At 37.2% G+C, this 17,824-nt stretch carries 18 protein-coding genes; all 18 read left to right on the top strand.

Annotated elements, in window-relative coordinates:
* Positions 1-52: 52 nt before the first annotated feature.
* The 18 genes from sucC to V7097_RS01260 all read left to right on the top strand — a co-directional run bounded on the left by sucC (position 53) and on the right by V7097_RS01260 (position 17,813).
* Entirely contained in the window at positions 53-1,213 is a 1,161-nt protein-coding gene (gene sucC, locus V7097_RS01345; RefSeq protein WP_335701792.1) for an ADP-forming succinate--CoA ligase subunit beta, read from the top strand.
* A 17-nt stretch (positions 1,214-1,230) separates the two neighbouring features.
* The gene (gene sucD / locus V7097_RS01340; protein ID WP_335701791.1) at positions 1,231-2,133 is read left to right on the top strand and encodes a succinate--CoA ligase subunit alpha; all 903 of its coding nucleotides are present in this window, start codon (positions 1,231-1,233) and stop codon (positions 2,131-2,133) included.
* A gap of 69 nt (positions 2,134-2,202) precedes the next feature.
* The gene (gene dprA, locus V7097_RS01335) at positions 2,203-3,084 is read left to right on the top strand and encodes a DNA-processing protein DprA (RefSeq protein WP_335701790.1); all 882 of its coding nucleotides are present in this window, start codon (positions 2,203-2,205) and stop codon (positions 3,082-3,084) included.
* 144 nt (positions 3,085-3,228) lie between these two features.
* Positions 3,229-5,358, top strand: coding sequence for a type I DNA topoisomerase (gene topA, locus V7097_RS01330; RefSeq protein WP_335701789.1), 2,130 nt, complete (start codon positions 3,229-3,231; stop codon positions 5,356-5,358).
* Between the two features lie 165 nt (positions 5,359-5,523).
* A complete protein-coding gene (gene xerC, locus V7097_RS01325; RefSeq protein WP_335701788.1) occupies positions 5,524-6,426 on the top strand; it encodes a tyrosine recombinase XerC in 903 nt (300 codons plus the stop codon).
* A gap of 17 nt (positions 6,427-6,443) precedes the next feature.
* Complete coding sequence (gene hslV, locus V7097_RS01320) at positions 6,444-6,986, top strand: ATP-dependent protease subunit HslV (protein ID WP_335701787.1); 543 nt, start codon at positions 6,444-6,446, stop codon at positions 6,984-6,986.
* A 13-nt stretch (positions 6,987-6,999) separates the two neighbouring features.
* Positions 7,000-8,397 (top strand): HslU--HslV peptidase ATPase subunit, encoded by a 1,398-nt coding sequence (gene hslU / locus V7097_RS01315; protein ID WP_335701786.1) that lies wholly within the window; start codon positions 7,000-7,002, stop codon positions 8,395-8,397.
* Between the two features lie 21 nt (positions 8,398-8,418).
* Positions 8,419-9,198, top strand: a complete 780-nt coding sequence (codY, locus tag V7097_RS01310) for a GTP-sensing pleiotropic transcriptional regulator CodY (RefSeq protein WP_335701785.1) — start codon at positions 8,419-8,421, stop codon at positions 9,196-9,198.
* 346 nt (positions 9,199-9,544) lie between these two features.
* Complete coding sequence (gene flgB / locus V7097_RS01305; RefSeq protein ID WP_335701784.1) at positions 9,545-9,943, top strand: flagellar basal body rod protein FlgB; 399 nt, start codon at positions 9,545-9,547, stop codon at positions 9,941-9,943.
* A gap of 2 nt (positions 9,944-9,945) precedes the next feature.
* Complete coding sequence (gene flgC / locus V7097_RS01300; RefSeq protein WP_335701783.1) at positions 9,946-10,395, top strand: flagellar basal body rod protein FlgC; 450 nt, start codon at positions 9,946-9,948, stop codon at positions 10,393-10,395.
* 10 nt (positions 10,396-10,405) lie between these two features.
* On the top strand, positions 10,406-10,705 hold the full coding sequence (gene fliE / locus V7097_RS01295) for a flagellar hook-basal body complex protein FliE (RefSeq protein WP_438824180.1): 300 nt from the start codon (positions 10,406-10,408) through the stop codon (positions 10,703-10,705).
* A 33-nt stretch (positions 10,706-10,738) separates the two neighbouring features.
* Positions 10,739-12,334 carry a flagellar basal-body MS-ring/collar protein FliF gene (gene fliF / locus V7097_RS01290; RefSeq protein WP_335701782.1) on the top strand — a complete coding sequence of 532 codons (1,596 nt, stop codon included), beginning with the start codon at positions 10,739-10,741 and terminating at the stop codon, positions 12,332-12,334.
* Positions 12,335-12,345: 11 nt separating this feature from the next.
* The gene (gene fliG / locus V7097_RS01285) at positions 12,346-13,365 is read left to right on the top strand and encodes a flagellar motor switch protein FliG (protein ID WP_335701781.1); all 1,020 of its coding nucleotides are present in this window, start codon (positions 12,346-12,348) and stop codon (positions 13,363-13,365) included.
* Positions 13,358-14,119 carry a flagellar assembly protein FliH gene (gene fliH / locus V7097_RS01280; RefSeq protein ID WP_335701780.1) on the top strand — a complete coding sequence of 254 codons (762 nt, stop codon included), beginning with the start codon at positions 13,358-13,360 and terminating at the stop codon, positions 14,117-14,119. The genes fliG and fliH overlap by 8 nt, the downstream gene beginning before the upstream one ends.
* Positions 14,120-14,122: 3 nt before the next feature.
* Entirely contained in the window at positions 14,123-15,439 is a 1,317-nt protein-coding gene (gene fliI, locus V7097_RS01275) for a flagellar protein export ATPase FliI (RefSeq protein ID WP_335701779.1), read from the top strand.
* A gap of 5 nt (positions 15,440-15,444) precedes the next feature.
* Entirely contained in the window at positions 15,445-15,888 is a 444-nt protein-coding gene (gene fliJ, locus V7097_RS01270; protein WP_335701778.1) for a flagellar export protein FliJ, read from the top strand.
* 8 nt (positions 15,889-15,896) lie between these two features.
* On the top strand, positions 15,897-16,472 hold the full coding sequence (locus V7097_RS01265) for a MotE family protein (protein WP_335701777.1): 576 nt from the start codon (positions 15,897-15,899) through the stop codon (positions 16,470-16,472).
* A gap of 39 nt (positions 16,473-16,511) precedes the next feature.
* Positions 16,512-17,813: a flagellar hook-length control protein FliK gene (locus tag V7097_RS01260; RefSeq protein ID WP_335702040.1), complete on the top strand. Its 1,302-nt coding sequence runs from the start codon at positions 16,512-16,514 to the stop codon at positions 17,811-17,813.
* Positions 17,814-17,824 lie beyond the last annotated feature (11 nt).

Raw genomic sequence — 17,824 nt, 5'->3', positions numbered from 1 at the left:
TTTGACTGACAAAATTTCTTTGCTTTTTTACATCAGAAATGGAGGATGGGAAATGAATATCCATGAGTATCAAGGAAAAGAGATCCTCAGAAAATACGGGGTAGCTGTTCCTAATGGCAAGGTAGCATTCACAGTTGATGAGGCTGTTGAAGCTGCAAAAGAACTTGGATCCCAAGTTTGTGTTGTTAAAGCACAAATTCACGCAGGGGGCCGTGGTAAAGCTGGTGGAGTTAAAGTAGCGAAAAACCTAGATGAGGTTCGTACATATGCTAGTGAAATCCTAGGTAAAACCCTTGTTACACACCAAACAGGTCCAGAAGGAAAAGAAGTAAAACGTCTTCTTATTGAAGAAGGCTGCGATATTAAAAAAGAGTACTACATTGGTCTAGTACTTGATCGTGCAACTTCACGCGTTGTTTTAATGGCATCTGAAGAAGGTGGAACAGAAATCGAAGAAGTTGCTGAAAAAACACCTGAAAAGATTTTCAAAGAAGTAATCGACCCAATTGTTGGATTATTACCATTCCAAGCTCGTCGAATCGCATTTAACATTAACATTCCGAAAGAATTAGTGAATCAAGCAGTTAAATTCATGACAGCTTTATACACTGCATTCGTTGAAAAGGATTGCTCAATTGCTGAAATCAACCCGTTAGTTGTAACTGGCGATGGTAAAGTAATGGCACTTGATGCGAAATTAAACTTCGATGCTAATGCATTATACCGTCAAAAGGACGTATTAGAATACCGTGATTTAGACGAAGAAGATGTAAAAGAAATTGAAGCATCAAAATATGATCTAAGCTATATTTCACTAGATGGAAACATCGGATGTATGGTTAACGGTGCAGGTCTTGCTATGTCAACAATGGACATCATTAAGCACTATGGTGGTGATCCTGCGAACTTCCTTGATGTTGGGGGCGGCGCAACTGCTGAGAAAGTGACTGAAGCATTTAAAATCATTCTATCTGATGAAAACGTTAAAGGTATTTTCGTAAATATCTTTGGTGGAATTATGAAGTGTGATGTAATTGCAGAAGGTGTAGTAACTGCAACGAAGGAAGTAGGCTTGGAAATTCCTCTAGTAGTACGTCTTGAAGGAACAAACGTTGATTTAGGTAAAAAGATTTTACAAGAGTCTGGTCTTAACATAACTGCTGCTGAATCAATGGCAGACGGCGCACAAAAAATCGTATCACTAGTAGGATAGAAAGGCAGGGGACAAACATGGGTGTTTTCGTTAATAAAGATACAAAAGTAATTGTTCAAGGGATAACAGGGTCTACTGCATTATTCCATACTAAACAAATGCTAGAATATGGTACAAAAATTGTAGGTGGTACTTCACCTGGTAAGGGTGGAACTGAGGTAGAAGGTGTTCCTGTTTTCAATACTGTAAAAGAAGCAGTTGTTCAAACAGGCGCAACAGCTTCTGTCATCTATGTTCCTGCTCCATTCGCTGCGGATGCAATTATGGAAGCAGTTGATGCAGAACTAGATCTAGCAATCTGTATTACAGAGCATATTCCAGTGTTAGACATGGTGAAAGTGAAACGCTATATGGAAGGCAAGAAGACTCGTTTAGTAGGTCCTAACTGCCCTGGTGTTATCACAGCTGACGAATGTAAAATTGGTATTATGCCTGGATATATTCATAAAAAAGGTCATGTAGGTGTTGTATCGCGTTCTGGTACGTTAACATATGAAGCTGTACATCAATTAACTCAAGCTGGAATTGGTCAAACAACAGCTGTAGGTATTGGTGGAGACCCTGTTAACGGAACAAACTTCATCGATGTATTAAAAGCTTTTAATGAAGATGATGAAACATATGCCGTTATCATGATTGGTGAAATCGGTGGTACGGCCGAAGAAGAAGCTGCTGAGTGGGTTAAAGCAAATATGACTAAACCAGTAGTAGGGTTTATCGGTGGGCAAACTGCACCTCCAGGAAAGCGTATGGGACATGCTGGTGCGATTATTTCTGGTGGTAAAGGTACAGCTGCTGAAAAGATTAAAACAATGAATGAATGTGGAATTAAGGTTGCTGAAACACCATCAGTTATGGGTGAAACATTAATTTCTGTTCTTAAAGAAAATGGTTTATACGAAAAATGTAAAACCCATTAATAAAATATATGATTTGAGGCAGTTCTGTTTGAGGAACTGTCTCTTTCTGATGAAAAATAAGGAGACTTTATGGAAAAAATTCGTGAAAATTTAATACATCTTCACCATTGTCGGGGAATAGGCTGGAAATCTATTTTTCGAATTCTACAGCATGATCCTACACTTACTTCTATTTATAACTACCCCTCAGCTTTTTATGAAAAAATCCTTCCATTAACAAAAAATCAGGTTAGTATCTTTTTAAAAGATTTGCATTCTTTATCAATCCAAAGTATGCTAAAACAATATAGCAATAATAATGTAGGGATTATTACCATATTTGATCAAGAATATCCTCAACTTCTAAAACAAATTTTTGACCCACCATGGGTGTTATATACTGCTGGAGACAAGACTTTATTAAACAGTGAAAAATTATTAAGTGTAGTAGGCTCTCGTACACCAACAGCAACAAGCAGGCAAAGTATGTCAAAGGTGTTGGTGCCTTTAATCAAGCAAAAATGGGTATTGGTTAGTGGTTTGGCGCGTGGAATAGATACAATGGCTCATAGGCTAGCAATCGAACATAATGGGAAAACCATTGCGGTTATCGCTGGTGGCCTTCAACATATTTATCCTCTTGAAAACAAAGAGTTGGCAACTACCATCACTCAAAATCATATACTTATTTCTGAATATCCCCCTTTTACAAAGCCAGAGAAATGGCAGTTCCCGATGCGGAATCGAATAATTAGTGGTTTGTCACAGGGCACATTAGTTGTAGAAGCCAAGGAAAGAAGTGGTTCATTAATCACAGCTGATCAAGCACTAGACCAGGGCAGAGAGGTTTTTGCGATTCCTGGATCTATTTTAGAACACTCATGTGTTGGAACGAATAAATTAATTCAGTCAGGAGCAAAAATGGTGCTTAACAGCGAGGATATTTTATCAGAAATCTTTTCAAATCCTTAAAAAATAAATTAATAATGAAAAAAAATAATCATAACAGTTTGACAAACTGTCCTTGAATATTTAATAATATGGAGGATTTATTATAACAACTGGAAATTAAAAATTAACCGGATATAATTTTAACCTCTAAGGAGGAAGCGATACATGTCGGACTATTTAGTCATAGTTGAATCACCAGCAAAAGCAAAAACAATTGAAAGATATTTGGGAAAAAAATATACGGTAAAGGCTTCAATGGGTCATGTTAGAGACCTTCCAAGAAGTCAAATGGGTGTCGATGCGAAAAATCATTTTGAAGTAAAATATATTACAATTCGAGGTAAGGGCCCAGTATTAAAGGAATTAAAAACAGCCGCGAAAAAAGCAAAAAAAATCTATCTGGCGGCTGACCCCGATCGTGAGGGTGAAGCAATTGCATGGCATCTTGCTCACTCATTGAATGTAGATATTAATTCAGACTGTAGAGTTGTTTTTAACGAGATTACGAAAGACGCTATTAAAGAGTCTTTTAAGCATCCGCGCCCGATTAATCAGGATTTAGTCGATGCACAACAAGCAAGACGCGTTCTTGACAGATTAGTAGGCTATAATATTAGTCCGATTCTTTGGAAGAAAGTAAAAAAAGGCTTAAGTGCAGGGCGGGTACAATCCGTTGCTGTCAGACTAATCATTGATCGAGAAAAAGAAATTCAAAATTTTGAGCCGGAAGAATACTGGTCAATTAAAGCAGATTTTTTAAAGGGAACTAACCAATTTGAAGGCCAATTTTACGGTGTAAATGGTAAAAAAGTAGAGTTAACAAATAAAGCTGAAGTTAAAGATATACTTTCTCAAATTAATGCTGAATTTTCATTAAGAGATGATGAGGATAATCTTGACCTTCCTAGAAACGAAGCTATACCATTTACTATTACTGCTGTCACTAAAAAGGAACGAAAAAGAAATCCTGCACCACCGTTTATTACTTCTTCTTTACAACAGGAAGCAGCTCGTAAGTTGAATTTCCGTGCTAAGAAAACAATGATGCTGGCACAGCAGTTATATGAAGGTATTGACCTAGGCAAGGAAGGAACCGTTGGTCTAATCACATACATGCGTACGGATTCAACACGAATTTCAGATACAGCAATTGAAGAAGGTTCACAATATATTGAAAAGACTTTTGGTAAACAATTTTTAACGGATACAAAAAGAAAAGAGAAAAAAGGGGCAAATACCCAGGATGCTCACGAAGGTATTCGTCCAACTTCCGTTTTTAAGGAGCCAAATAGTCTGAAACAATACTTAGGTAGAGACCAATTAAGATTGTATAAGCTTATTTGGGAGCGTTTTGTTGCAAGTCAAATGGCTTCTGCAGTAATGGATACAATGAGTGTTGATCTTAAGAATGGGGATGTTGTATTTAGAGCAACTGGATCAAAAGTTAAATTCCCTGGTTTTATGAAGGTCTATGTTGAGGGTAACGATGATAATATCGAAGAAAGAGAAAATATGCTTCCTGATTTAAAAGAGGGAGATCAGGTATTTTCGAAAGATATTGATCCAAAGCAACATTATACACAGCCACCTCCACGGTATACAGAAGCGAGACTTGTTAAGACTCTTGAAGAACGTGGGATAGGCAGACCTTCTACTTATGCGCCAACTCTAGATACTATTCAAAAAAGAGGATATGTGGCTTTAGATAACAAGCGATTCATACCTACAGAACTTGGAGAAATCGTCGATGAGTTAATGCTTGAGTTCTTTCCGAGAATTTTAGATGTTGAGTTTACGGCAAAAATGGAGCATGATCTTGATGAAATAGAAGAAGGAAAAACAGAATGGATCAAGATTATTGATGAATTCTATAAAGATTTTGAAAAAAGATTAGAAATTGCAGAAGCTGAAATGAAGGAAGTTGAAATTAAGGATGAACCTGCAGGTGTGGATTGTGAAAATTGCGGACATCCGATGGTTTATAAGATGGGACGCTATGGGAAATTCATGGCTTGCTCCAATTTTCCTGATTGCCGCAATACAAAACCAATTGTTAAGGAAATTGGAGTCCCTTGCCCGAAATGTGATAAAGGGAACATTGTTGAAAGAAAAAGCAAGAAGAAGAGAATCTTTTATGGGTGCGATCAATACCCTGAATGTGATTTTCTTTCCTGGGATAAGCCACTTCCAAGGAAGTGTCCAAAATGTGAAAATTTATTAGTTGAGAAAAAGCTCAAAAAAGGAATTCAAGTGCAATGTATTGAGTGTGATTACAAAGAGGAACCTCAAAAATAACTAGTGTGGTGAGCTCTACTATGGCTCACCACTTTCTATGTTTAAACAAAAGGATTTTAATGAGATTTCTTGCGCAATTCAGAATTTTGTAAAAAAATAAGAGTTTTTGTTTGCAAGGGCTACTAAATTATGATAATATTTAGTAGCCCTTGTGAGGTGAAAAGATTGGAAAATGTGAACAAATCGTTACAGTTGTTCAAAGATTATTTACAAATCGAGAAAAATTATTCAGAATATACAATTGTCCATTATGAACAATCGATTGAACATTTTTTCTTATTTCTGCAACGAGAATCCATCTCAAATTTATCTAATGTAACCTATTCAGATGTGCGATTGTATCTTACGGAGCTTTATAAGAAACAATATGCAAGACGTACTGTTGCAAAAAAGATCTCAACATTGCGCAGTTTTTTTAATTTTCTTCTAAGGGAGAAGCTTATCTCTCAAAATCCATTTACGTTAGTTTCAATGCCAAAAAGGGAACAGAAGCTTCCACATTTTTTATATGAGGAAGAATTAGAAAAGCTATTCGGAGTATCTGATGTTTCTACAAGTATGGGGCAGCGGGATCAAGCTTTGCTTGAATTGCTTTATGCTACTGGAATCCGTGTAAGTGAATGCTGTAAACTTACACTTGCCGATTTGGACTTTTCATTAGGAACTGTGTTTGTTCATGGAAAAGGAAATAAACAACGCTATGTCCCATTTGGAAGCTATGCCGAACAAGCACTTACAAGCTATATATCAAATGGCCGTAAGGAATTGCTCGATAAAGCCTCAGTACATACAAACAATTTATTCCTTAATTTTCGAGGTGGACCTTTAACAACTAGGGGAGTCCGGTTAATCTTAAATAATATGATTAAAAAGACTTCATCCACGATTCATATTAGTCCACACGTATTAAGACATACATTTGCTACACACCTTTTAAACGAGGGCGCTGATATGAGGTCTGTACAAGAACTGCTCGGGCACGAAAATCTGTCGTCTACACAAATTTATACGCATGTTACAAAGGATCATTTGCGGAATATTTATCTATCCTCACATCCACGTGCATAAGGAGGTTGTTCTATAAAATGTCAAATTTTCATGCAACGACAATATTTGCTGTAAAGCACAAAGGAAAATCAGCAATGGCAGGAGATGGTCAAGTAACCTTTGGAAATGCAGTTGTTATGAAGCATACCGCAAGAAAGGTACGCAAGCTATTTCAAGGCAGAGTGATTGCAGGGTTTGCAGGTTCTGTTGCAGATGCATTTACTCTTTTTGAAATGTTTGAAGGACGCCTAGAGGAGTTTAATGGGAATTTACAAAGGGCAGCGGTAGAGCTTGCAAAAGAATGGAGAAGTGACAGAGTTCTTCGCAAATTAGAAGCCATGCTGATTGTGATGGACGAGAAGGATCTGCTCCTAATTTCGGGAACAGGTGAAGTGATCGAACCAGATGATGGAATACTCGCAATTGGCTCTGGTGGAAATTACGCTCTTTCTGCAGGACGTGCATTGAAGAAATATTCAGGTGATCATTTAACTGCAAAAGAAATTGCAAAAGCTTCATTAGAAATAGCAAGTGAGATTTGTGTGTATACAAATGAAAATATTATAGTTGAAGAACTATAAGGAGGGGATTACTTTGAAAACGAATTTAACCCCAAGACAGATTGTAGAAAAATTAGATCAATACATTATTGGTCAGAATGAAGCAAAAAGAGCCGTATCAGTAGCATTAAGAAATCGATACCGTCGCAGTCTACTTACCGAAAAGCTTAAAGATGAAATCGTGCCAAAGAATATCTTGATGATTGGACCAACAGGTGTTGGCAAGACCGAAATTGCTAGACGACTTGCAAAGCTTGTGGGAGCTCCATTTATTAAGGTAGAAGCTACTAAATTTACTGAAGTGGGTTACGTTGGTCGAGATGTAGAATCAATGGTTCGCGATTTAATCGAGACAGCAGTTCGCCTTGTAAAAGAGGAGAAAATGGCGGAGGTGTCTGAAAGAGCTCAGGAAAATGCCAATAAACGCATTGTTGAATTGCTTGTCCCAGGTTCTAAAAAGCAAACAACATATAAAAATCCACTTGAAATGCTGTTTGGTGGGAATACTAATGAGCCAGAGGTAGAAAAATCTACGGAAGAAGAAAGTTCAAGTGAAAGTAGAAAGCGAATGGCGCACAAACTAGCACTTGGAGAACTTGAAGACTATTATGTTACGGTCGAAGTGGAAGAACAGCAGCCATCAATGTTTGATCTTTTTCAAGGTTCCGGTATGGAGAATATGGGAATGAATATGCAGGATGCACTAAGCAACTTAATGCCGAAAAAACGCAAAAAGCGTAAATTAACGGTTAAAGAAGCTCGCAAGGTCCTGATAAATGAAGAAGCAGCGAAGCTAATTGATATGGATGAGGTTACTCAAGAAGCAGTAAACCGTGCAGAACAGTCAGGTATTATTTTTATCGATGAGATTGACAAAGTAGCAGGTAAAAGTCATAATTCTTCTTCGGCGGATGTTTCAAGAGAAGGAGTGCAACGTGATATTTTACCGATTGTTGAAGGTTCAACCGTTGTAACAAAGTATGGCTCTGTTAAAACTGACCACATGTTATTTATTGCAGCAGGTGCCTTCCATATGTCAAAGCCTTCAGATTTAATCCCTGAATTACAAGGTCGTTTTCCGATTCGTGTAGAGCTCACTAAACTAACTGTCGATGATTTTTATCGAATCTTAGTTGAGCCAGATAATGCCCTATTGAAACAATATTCAGCATTATTAGAAACAGAAGGTATACAACTTGAATTTTCTGACGATGCTATTCGTAAGCTAGCTGAAGTTGCCTTCCAAGTGAATCAAGACACAGATAATATCGGTGCTCGTCGCCTACATACGATTTTGGAAAGACTTTTAGAGGATTTATCATTTGAAGCACCGGATATTACAATGGAAAAAATCACGATTACGCCACAATATGTGGATGAGAAATTAAGCACAATCGTGAAAAACAAAGATTTAAGTCAATTTATTTTGTAAGATTATCAGGAGGAACAAAAAATGCCATTATTAGAAAGAACACGAAAAATTAATGCTATGCTGCAAAATGCAGCAGGTAAACCAGTTAACTTCAAGGAAATGTCAGAAACGCTACGCGATGTAATTGGAGCAAATATTTTCTTATTAAGTCGCCGTGGAAAACTTCTTGGATATGCGATCAATCAGCAGATTGAAAATGAAAGAATGAAGAAAATGATTGAGGATCGTCATTTCCCAGAAGAGTACACTCAAAGCCTATTCAATATCCGGGAAACTTCATCTAACCTTGATATTGAAAGTGCATATACTGCATTTCCAGTTGAAAACAAAGAGTTGTTTAAAAGTGGGCTAACAACTATCGTACCAATTATTGGTGGTGGTGAGCGTTTAGGTACACTTATTCTTTCAAGACTTGACGAAAGCTTTGAAGATGATGATCTAATCTTAGCTGAGTATGGTGCAACAGTTGTTGGTATGGAAATTCTACGTGAAAAATCAGAAGAAATTGAAGAAGAAGCTAGAAGTAAAGCGGTTGTTCAAATGGCGATCAGCTCATTATCATATAGTGAATTTGAAGCTATTGAACATATTTTTGAAGAATTAAATGGCAACGAAGGGTTATTAGTTGCAAGTAAAATTGCAGACCGCGTTGGAATCACAAGATCAGTTATCGTTAACGCATTAAGAAAGCTTGAAAGTGCTGGTGTAATCGAATCTCGTTCATTAGGAATGAAGGGAACTTACATTAAAGTACTAAATGATAAATTCTTATTGGAATTAGAAAAACTAAAATCACATTAAGTAAAAAAACGAAGATGGTTTTTTCCATCTTCGTTTTTTATTTAACTAGCTATCGCTTGCTAGAAAATCTCCCAAAAATGGGGATTGTATTGTTATCATAAATTGTCGATTTTTTGTAGTGGAAATAAGTACTTGTCTTTTATTGTAAAAAAAACGTGAAACTCCACAACTTAATCCCTATAATTAAAAGTGTAAACTATGAGTACAAAGTCCTAAATTGTCGAAATTCCTCACTTTTTATCGCAAGCTTCATAGACAGATAGATTTAATTTCATTACAATAAGAAAAGAGTTATAACAATACGTTATATTTATTCGAAGGTACTATATTTTTTGTGGGGGATAAGATGAAACTTTTTTCTAATACCATACATTCGCTAGAGAAAGCTTTAGATAATTCAACTCTACGACAGAAGGTTATTTCAAATAATATTGCAAATGTAGACACACCGAATTACAAAGCAAAGGACGTTAGCTTTAAGAACCTTCTTTCAAACGAAATGAATAGTCAATTGAAAGCAAATCGTACGAATGAAAAACATCTCGAATTTACTAGCAGCAAACGCGCAAATGGTCCTGTTATATCTACTAAGAATGACACAGAATATAACCACAACGGTAATAACGTGGATATTGATAAAGAAATGGCACTATTAGCGGAAAACCAAATTTATTATAATGCCGTAACAGAAAGAATAAGTGGAAAGTTTAATACATTAACAACAGTAATTAAAGGAGGGAACTAAGAGTGTCGATTTTTAATAGCCTCAATACTAGCGCTTCTGCTTTAACTGCTGGACGACTTAGAATGGACGTTATTTCTTCAAATATGGCTAATGTTGATACAACAAGGGGTAAACTTGTCGATGGACAGTGGCAGCCATATAGTAGGAAAATGGTTGTTCAGCAACCACAAGGTAATAGTTTTTCCTCCCATTTATCAAAAGCGATGAATCAATCGAAAATAGGAAATGGAGTTAAGGTGACAGGAATTGTTGAGGATAACACTCCTTTTCAGCTAGTATATAATCCGGATCATCCCGATGCGAATGAAGAAGGCTATGTCGCTCTTCCGAATGTAGACCCACTAAAGGAAATGGTCGATTTAATTAGCGCCACAAGATCGTACGAGGCGAATGTGACGGTCTTTAATGCGTCAAAAGGAATGTTAATGAAAGCTTTAGAAATTGGAAAATAGGTGATGAATCGTGATAGATCGGATAAATATTGAAACACCGCAAATCTTTTCGAAGCCTGGCGTACAGTCAAAGACAGCAAGCACTGTCCAAAAGGAGTTTAGCCATTTTTTAAAAGATGCCATCAATAACGTGAATGAATCACAAAAGACCTCGGATATCATGACCGAAAAGCTGGTGAAAGGCGAAAACGTTGATTTGCATCAAGTGATGATTGCTTCTCAGAAAGCGAGTGTTTCATTGCAGGCGACACTTCAAATTCGAAATAAGGTAATAGAAGCATACCAAGAAATCATGAGGATGCAGGTTTAATCTGAAACAAAACAGCTTGATAGGGGTATGTAAATGAAAGAGAAACTTCTTTTATATAGAACGAAGATAAGTGAATATTGGAAGAAACAATCTGGTCTTCAAAAAACCACGATTATTGGATTGCCATTGCTTTTAATTTTCGTAATTTCACTTACAGTGTTTTTTACAACAAAATCAACTCTTGTTCCTTTATATAGTAATCTATCTCCACAGGAAACAGGGCAAATAAAAGCAACTTTAGATTCTAGAGGAATTCAATCCGAAATAGCAGATAATGGATCAACCATTAAGGTACCAGAGGAAATGGTAGAAACCTTAATGGTTGATCTTGCGGCAGAAGGAATACCAGACAGTGGTAATATCGATTATTCATTTTTTGGTCAAAATGCAGGCTTTGGGATGACGGATAATGAATTTAATATGCTCAAACTCGAATCCACTCAAACTGAGTTAGCTAACCTTATCAAGGGCATCGATGGGATAAACGATGCGAAGGTTATGATCACCATGCCGAACGAGGGGATTTTTGTTAAGGACAGCCAGGCAGAAGCGTCCGCTTCAATCGTTCTAAACACGAAACCTGGATATAGGTTTGAACAACAGCAGATAAAATCCTTATATCACTTGGTTTCAAAAAGTATTCCTAACCTACCTACTGATAATATCGTCATCACCAACCAAAATTTTGAGTATTTCGACTTGGAAAATGAAGAAAATTTGTCGGTAGTTGGAAATGTAGCGTCACAGCTTGAATTAAAACGTGAAATTGAAAGAGATATCCAAAGACAAGTCCAACAAATGCTTGGAACGATGATGGGACCAGAAAAAACAGTTGTTTCTGTTACAACTGATATAGATTTTACACAAGAAAATCGCCAGGAAAACCTTGTGACACCTGTTGATCCTGAAAACATGGAAGGTATTGAAATCAGTGTTGAAAGAATTACCGAGACCTTTACTGGTGAAGGTGCTGCAGCTGGTGGAGTTGTTGGTACAGGAGAGACTGATGTCCCAACTTATAATGCAAATGGACAAGCCGGTAATGGGGATTATGAACGTATTGAAGAACGTGTCAATAAAGATGTGAATCGTATCACAAAGGAAATCGTAGAGGCTCCATATAAAATAAGAGATTTAGGAATTCAGGTTATGGTCGAAGCGCCAGACCCCAAAGATCCTGCGTCAATGCCACAGGAACGTGTGGAAGATATTGAGAGAATACTAAGCGCGATTGTAAGTACCAGTATCAATCAAGACGTGAACAATCAATTAACACAGGAAGAAATACAAGAAAAAATTGTCGTTTCGGTTCAAGAATTTAATGGAAAAACAACAACAGTGACTGATACACCAGCAATCTCAAACGTCCCTTTATGGATTTATATTGTCGGTGGCCTTTTGGTACTTGGGCTTATCATTCTACTATTCTTATTTTTACGTAAAAAGAAAGATACTGAAATCGAGGAGGAACTACCTCAATCAGAACCTATATTCTTTGACCATATTCCAGATGTGAATGAAGAAAAAGAATCAGAAGCAACTGTCAGAAGAAAACAATTAGAAAAACTTGCCAAGGATAAACCAGAGGATTTTGCAAAATTATTACGTTCATGGTTAGCAGACGAGTAGGAGGTGGAGAAATGGCAAAACGAGATATGCAAAATGGTCTTACTGGGAAACAAAAAGCGGCCATTCTCCTCATTTCACTAGGTCCAGATGTTTCGGCTTCAGTGTATAAGCATCTGTCAGAGGAAGAAATTGAAAAATTAACATTAGAAATTTCTGGCGTCCGCAAGGTTGAAGGAAATACAAAGGAACAAATCATGGAAGAGTTTCACCAAATTGCGATTGCTCAGGATTATATTACACAAGGTGGAATTGGGTATGCAAAGACGGTACTTGAAAAAGCGCTTGGTGAAGAACAAGCAGGAGTTATCATTAACCGATTAACCTCATCTCTACAGGTTAAACCCTTTGATTTTGCAAGAAAGGCCGACCCTGGACAAATCTTGAACTTTATCCAAAATGAGCATCCACAGACAATTGCATTAATTTTATCTTATTTAGATTCAAGACAAGCAGCACAAATCTTATCGGAGCTACCACAAGAGGTTCAAGCTGATATCGCAAGAAGAATCGCAATTATGGATCGAACTTCACCAGAAATTATTAATGAGGTTGAGCAAATTCTTGAGCGTAAGCTTTCCGCTACAGTGACACATGATTATACCCAAACTGGTGGAATAGAAGCTGTGGTTGAGGTATTAAATGGAGTCGACCGGTCTACGGAAAGAACGATTTTAGATGCGCTTGAGATTCAAGATCCAGAGCTTGCTGAAGAAATCAAAAAGAGAATGTTTGTCTTTGAAGATATTGTTACACTTGATAATCGTGCCATTCAGCGCGTTATCCGTGATGTTGAAAATGAGGATCTCATGCTTTCACTTCGTGTTGCGAGTGAAGAAGTGAAGGAAATTGTCTTTAAAAATATGTCCAAACGGATGGTTGAAACATTCAAAGAGGAAATGGAATATATGGGGCCAGTTCGCTTACGTGACGTTGAGGAAGCCCAATCACGTATTGTAGCGGTTATTAGAAGACTTGAAGAGGTTGGGGAAATAGTCATCGCTCGTGGTGGAGGAGATGATATTATTGTCTAATGTTATTAAGTCGAGTTCTGCTCAGTCAAAGGATATTCCAAAAAGAGTTATCGGGCTTAAAGTTTTACAGACTTCAGAAAATAATCAAGTTGAACCAGAACAGCAAAATCTGCAATTTGTTTCGCAAAAAATGATTGATGAAGCTAAAGAACAGGCTGACAAAATCGTCAAAGATGCAATTACCTATTCTAATTCAGTTAGGCAACAAATATTAGTTGAAAAACGTGAATGGGAAGAAGAAAAACAAGAACTTGTCCAAAAAACATCAGAAGAAGGCTTTCAAGCTGGGAAAGCTGAAGGTAGAGAACAGGGCTATCAAGAATATTCTGATTTACTTTCTGAAGCTCGCCAAATTATTGATAAATCAAAGCATGATTACGATCGATATCTTGATTCTTCGGAAGAAGTCATTTTAAGGCTTGCATTGACGGTAGCAGAAAAAATTATCGGGATTCATTTATCTGAACAACCGACAGACTTTAATTACCTCGTAAAAAAGGCGCTAAAAGAAGTAAAGGAGCATTCTGAAATCACGATTCAAGTAAATCCACGATTTTACCCATTTGTGATTGAACAAAAAGAAGAGTTAGCCGCTGTTCTTAACCGAGAAACCAATCTGTTTGTTTATCCGAATGAAGATCTTGGAGAAGCTGATTGTGTAATTGAATCTTCCTTTGGAAAGATTAATGCGAGTGTAGATACCCAGCTTTCTGAGATTAAAGAAAAATTACTTTCTTTGCTATTGGAGGAATAGGCTGTGAAGGCAATCGAACTTCTTAATGAAATACAGTCAATCGATTCTTATAGACGGTACGGTAAGGTTACAAGAGTCGTAGGCTTAATGATTGAATCGCGCGGACCAGAATGTTCGATTGGAGAATTATGCCATATTTATGTGGGATTTAACCATAAAAGATGTATTCAAGCCGAAGTTGTCGGTTTCCGTGAAGAACATGTCATCCTCATGCCATTTTCAAATGTAAAGGATATTTCACCAGGAAGCATTGTAGAGGCAACTGGCAAACCGCTTGATATAAAAGTTGGAGCTGGATTAGTAGGAAAGGTATTAGACCCCCTTGGCCATCCACTTGATGGAAGCGGACTGCCAAGGGGATTAACTTCCGCATCTACTGAACAAGATCCTCCTAATCCATTATCTCGTCCTCCTATACGTGAACCAATAGAGGTTGGAGTGAAAATGATAGATACCTTGTTAACCGTTGGAAAAGGACAGCGTGTCGGTATCTTTGCAGGAAGTGGCGTTGGTAAAAGTACACTTTTGGGAATGATTGCCCGTAATACGACAGCCGACATTAATGTGATTGCTCTTGTCGGGGAACGTGGACGCGAGGTACGGGAATTTATTGAAAAAGATTTAGGTGAAGAAGGTCTTAAAAGATCAATTTTAGTTGTAGCAACTTCCGATCAGCCAGCATTACTTCGCATCAAAGCAGCAATGACCGCGACAGCAATAGCCGAGTATTTCAGAGACAAGGGTCTTGATGTCATGTTAATGATGGATTCGGTCACTCGTGTTGCAATGGCGAGTCGTGAAATTGGTCTAGCTATCGGTGAGCCACCGACTACAAAAGGATACACACCTAGTGTTTTTACGACACTTCCGAGACTATTGGAGAGAACTGGAACGAATCATTTAGGTTCAATAACTGCCTTTTACACAGTACTTGTAGATGGAGACGACATGAATGAGCCGATTGCGGATACAGTTCGGGGGATACTTGATGGGCATTTCGTACTCGATCGAGGTCTTGCTAATAAAGGACAGTATCCTGCAATTAATGTTTTAAAATCAATCAGTCGTGTCATGAACCAGATTACATCAAGTCAACATAAGACCTATGCTGAAAAACTCAGAGGAATTATGGCAACCTACCTTAATTCCGAGGACTTAATCAATATTGGTGCTTATAAAAGGGGATCCTCTATTGAAGTTGACGAAGCTATAAGGTATTATCCAAAAATTATTTCATTTTTAAAACAGCAGACGGATGAGAAATTTACATTTGAAGAAAGCTTACACTTATTGGCACAATTGGCTGAAAAAGGTGAATAAAACAAATGAGCTACAAGTTCAAGTTTCAAAAAGTTATGTCGATAAAAGAAAATGAGAAGAATCAAGTTCTGGCGGATTATAAAACATCAGTTAAAGAATTTGAAGAAGCGGCAGAAGCTTTATATGAATCATTAAAGAAGAAAGAAACTTTAGAAGAAAATCAAAGACAGCAGCTACAAGGTGGCTTATCCATCCAGAGCATTCGGCATCAGCAGTCTTTCATTACTGGCTTAGAAAAGACGATTATGTATTACCAAAATTTGGTTATACGAGCAAGAACTAAAATGCAGCAGCTGCAAGCATTGTTAACCGAAAAAAATATTGAGGTTAAAAAATATGAGGTAATGAATGAAAAGGATTTTGCTATCTATGAAGGACAAATAAAAATGCAGGAAAGCCAGATGATGGATGAGATTTCAATCCAACAATACATGTCAAAAGGAAGATAGGTGATCAAATGGAGCCCAACGAAAAAGAATATAGCAAAATCCAGTGGTTTCTATTTGTCGTACTTATTCCATCCTTTTTTACCTTAATTGTCATTTTTGTCCTATTGTCTGTAGCTGGATTTAATCCGCTTGGAGCCGTGAAGGACTTTTCATCCAAGGTTCCCGTTATTTCTACTCTTTTTAATGAGGAAAGTAATGATTCACAGATACAAAAAGAAGATGAAATATCGGTTTCAGATCTAGAGGCTGAAATACAAGTAAAGGAATCAAAGATTACGCAACTAGAAAGTGAATTGGAAACAAAAAACGGTGAGATTCAGTCATTAGAGTTTGAAATCGATAATCTATCAGATGAGATAGTAAAACTTCAGGAAGAACGCTTAGCGAAAAGTAAATCGTTAAATGATTTAACCAAAATGTATGAACAAATGTCCCCAAAAAATGCTGCGAAAATTATTCCGAATCTAGAAGATAACGCAGCAAGGGAGATTCTTTCTAGTATTAACACTGAAAAACTAGCTGCTATCTTTGAAAAAATGTCTCCTGAGGATGCAGCGAAGTTTACCGAATTAATTACTCAATAATAGATTTTTGTATCTGAAAGGGGGTGAAATGACGTGAATATGGTAGCAAATCTTGATCTCTCAATGGGTTCAATAAGAAAGGCCGTCGCTACAGGGGCAGTGAGTAATGGATTTTTACAAGGAAATGGTTCATCGCAATTGTCTTTTCGAGAAAGCTTAGATGCATTAGCAAGTAAAAATCAAGAACTAATCGTAAATGCTCAGGAAATGGGTTCACTTCGTGTGGCTCAAGAAAAAGTAGAAGAAGACATTTCAATCGAATCTATTGAGCATTTATTAGCTGACATTGAAACATATACAAAAGAGACCCTCAACTTATCAGATCTTGAAGATGTATTATTAACACTTCCACCTGATTTGGTAGAACAAATAAAAACATTTATTGCTGATATTCAGGTTGGGGATACAAAGATGGAACCTGAGCAGGTAAATGGAATAGTGGAGCTCATGGGATTGCTTTTAGTAACAGCAAGGTATGCAGAGGAACCCTCATTTACAAATAAGCAAGAACTTGCGAGTCTGCTGAAGCAATTGAAATTAAATTTTAACGAAACTATACCGACTAACCAACAGGGCGTTAAGGAACCGACCGATTTAAGATCCAATAAGATTGTTCAGGATATGATACAAAATCTAGAAAACAAGCTAATAGATAAGCCCTTAACTGAATCACAGATCAGGCATCAATACTTACAATCAGTTCATGCAAGATATTTCGCACCACCAAAAGGGATGGAAGCACCACAAACGGTTGTAACCAATAAGTTGGTGCAAAAGACAAACAATACAACCCAGGTTAAAACAACACCGTCAGAGGCCATTCCATTAGGTGATGTGAGTTCAAACCAATTATCTAAGGTGCAACAATATTCGTTGTTTGTTGAACAAAATGGAAAGCAGTTGCCAAACCAGCAACATTTTATTAAGCAATTTCAAAATATCCTTGCGAGAAGTAGTTTTTTGAATAGTGGAGGACAGCAAAAACTATTAATCAATTTATATCCAGAACATCTTGGGTCATTACGAATTGAACTACTTCAAAGTGAAGCAGGAATGATTGCTAGAATTTTGGCTTCATCGACTCAAGCTAAGGAATTAGTTGAATCACAACTAACGAACCTAAAACAAACTTTCTTAGCCCAAAACATTTCAGTGGAAAAAATTGAAGTCTCCACGCAACTTCAGTATCAAACGGAAAGAAGCTTACAAAGAGGAAATGAACAGCAACAAGGACAACAATCAGGGAAACAGCCGGAAGAGAGTGACCAACAAGAAACAACCAATGACGACCAATCTTTTACATCTGTTCTACTTGATGAACTTGTTAATTTTAAAGTATAGGTGGTGACTGA

The organism is Bacillus sp. JJ1562 (assembly GCF_036962705.1).
In the GTDB taxonomy this organism is placed as follows: Bacteria; Bacillota; Bacilli; order Bacillales; family Bacillaceae_L; genus Ferdinandcohnia.
Note: the sequence above shows the minus strand (reverse complement) of the source record. Positions and strands in the feature narration are given on the sequence as shown.

Coding starts and splice junctions, on each gene's coding strand:
- sucC (WP_335701792.1), top strand. CDS start 53: ATGAATATCCATGAGTATCAAGGAAAAGAGATCCTCAGAAAATACGGG.
- sucD (WP_335701791.1), top strand. CDS start 1,231: ATGGGTGTTTTCGTTAATAAAGATACAAAAGTAATTGTTCAAGGGATA.
- dprA (WP_335701790.1), top strand. CDS start 2,203: ATGGAAAAAATTCGTGAAAATTTAATACATCTTCACCATTGTCGGGGA.
- topA (WP_335701789.1), top strand. CDS start 3,229: ATGTCGGACTATTTAGTCATAGTTGAATCACCAGCAAAAGCAAAAACA.
- hslV (WP_335701787.1), top strand. CDS start 6,444: ATGTCAAATTTTCATGCAACGACAATATTTGCTGTAAAGCACAAAGGA.
- codY (WP_335701785.1), top strand. CDS start 8,419: ATGCCATTATTAGAAAGAACACGAAAAATTAATGCTATGCTGCAAAAT.
- flgB (WP_335701784.1), top strand. CDS start 9,545: ATGAAACTTTTTTCTAATACCATACATTCGCTAGAGAAAGCTTTAGAT.
- fliF (WP_335701782.1), top strand. CDS start 10,739: ATGAAAGAGAAACTTCTTTTATATAGAACGAAGATAAGTGAATATTGG.
- fliG (WP_335701781.1), top strand. CDS start 12,346: ATGGCAAAACGAGATATGCAAAATGGTCTTACTGGGAAACAAAAAGCG.
- fliJ (WP_335701778.1), top strand. CDS start 15,445: ATGAGCTACAAGTTCAAGTTTCAAAAAGTTATGTCGATAAAAGAAAAT.
- V7097_RS01265 (WP_335701777.1), top strand. CDS start 15,897: ATGGAGCCCAACGAAAAAGAATATAGCAAAATCCAGTGGTTTCTATTT.
- V7097_RS01260 (WP_335702040.1), top strand. CDS start 16,512: ATGGTAGCAAATCTTGATCTCTCAATGGGTTCAATAAGAAAGGCCGTC.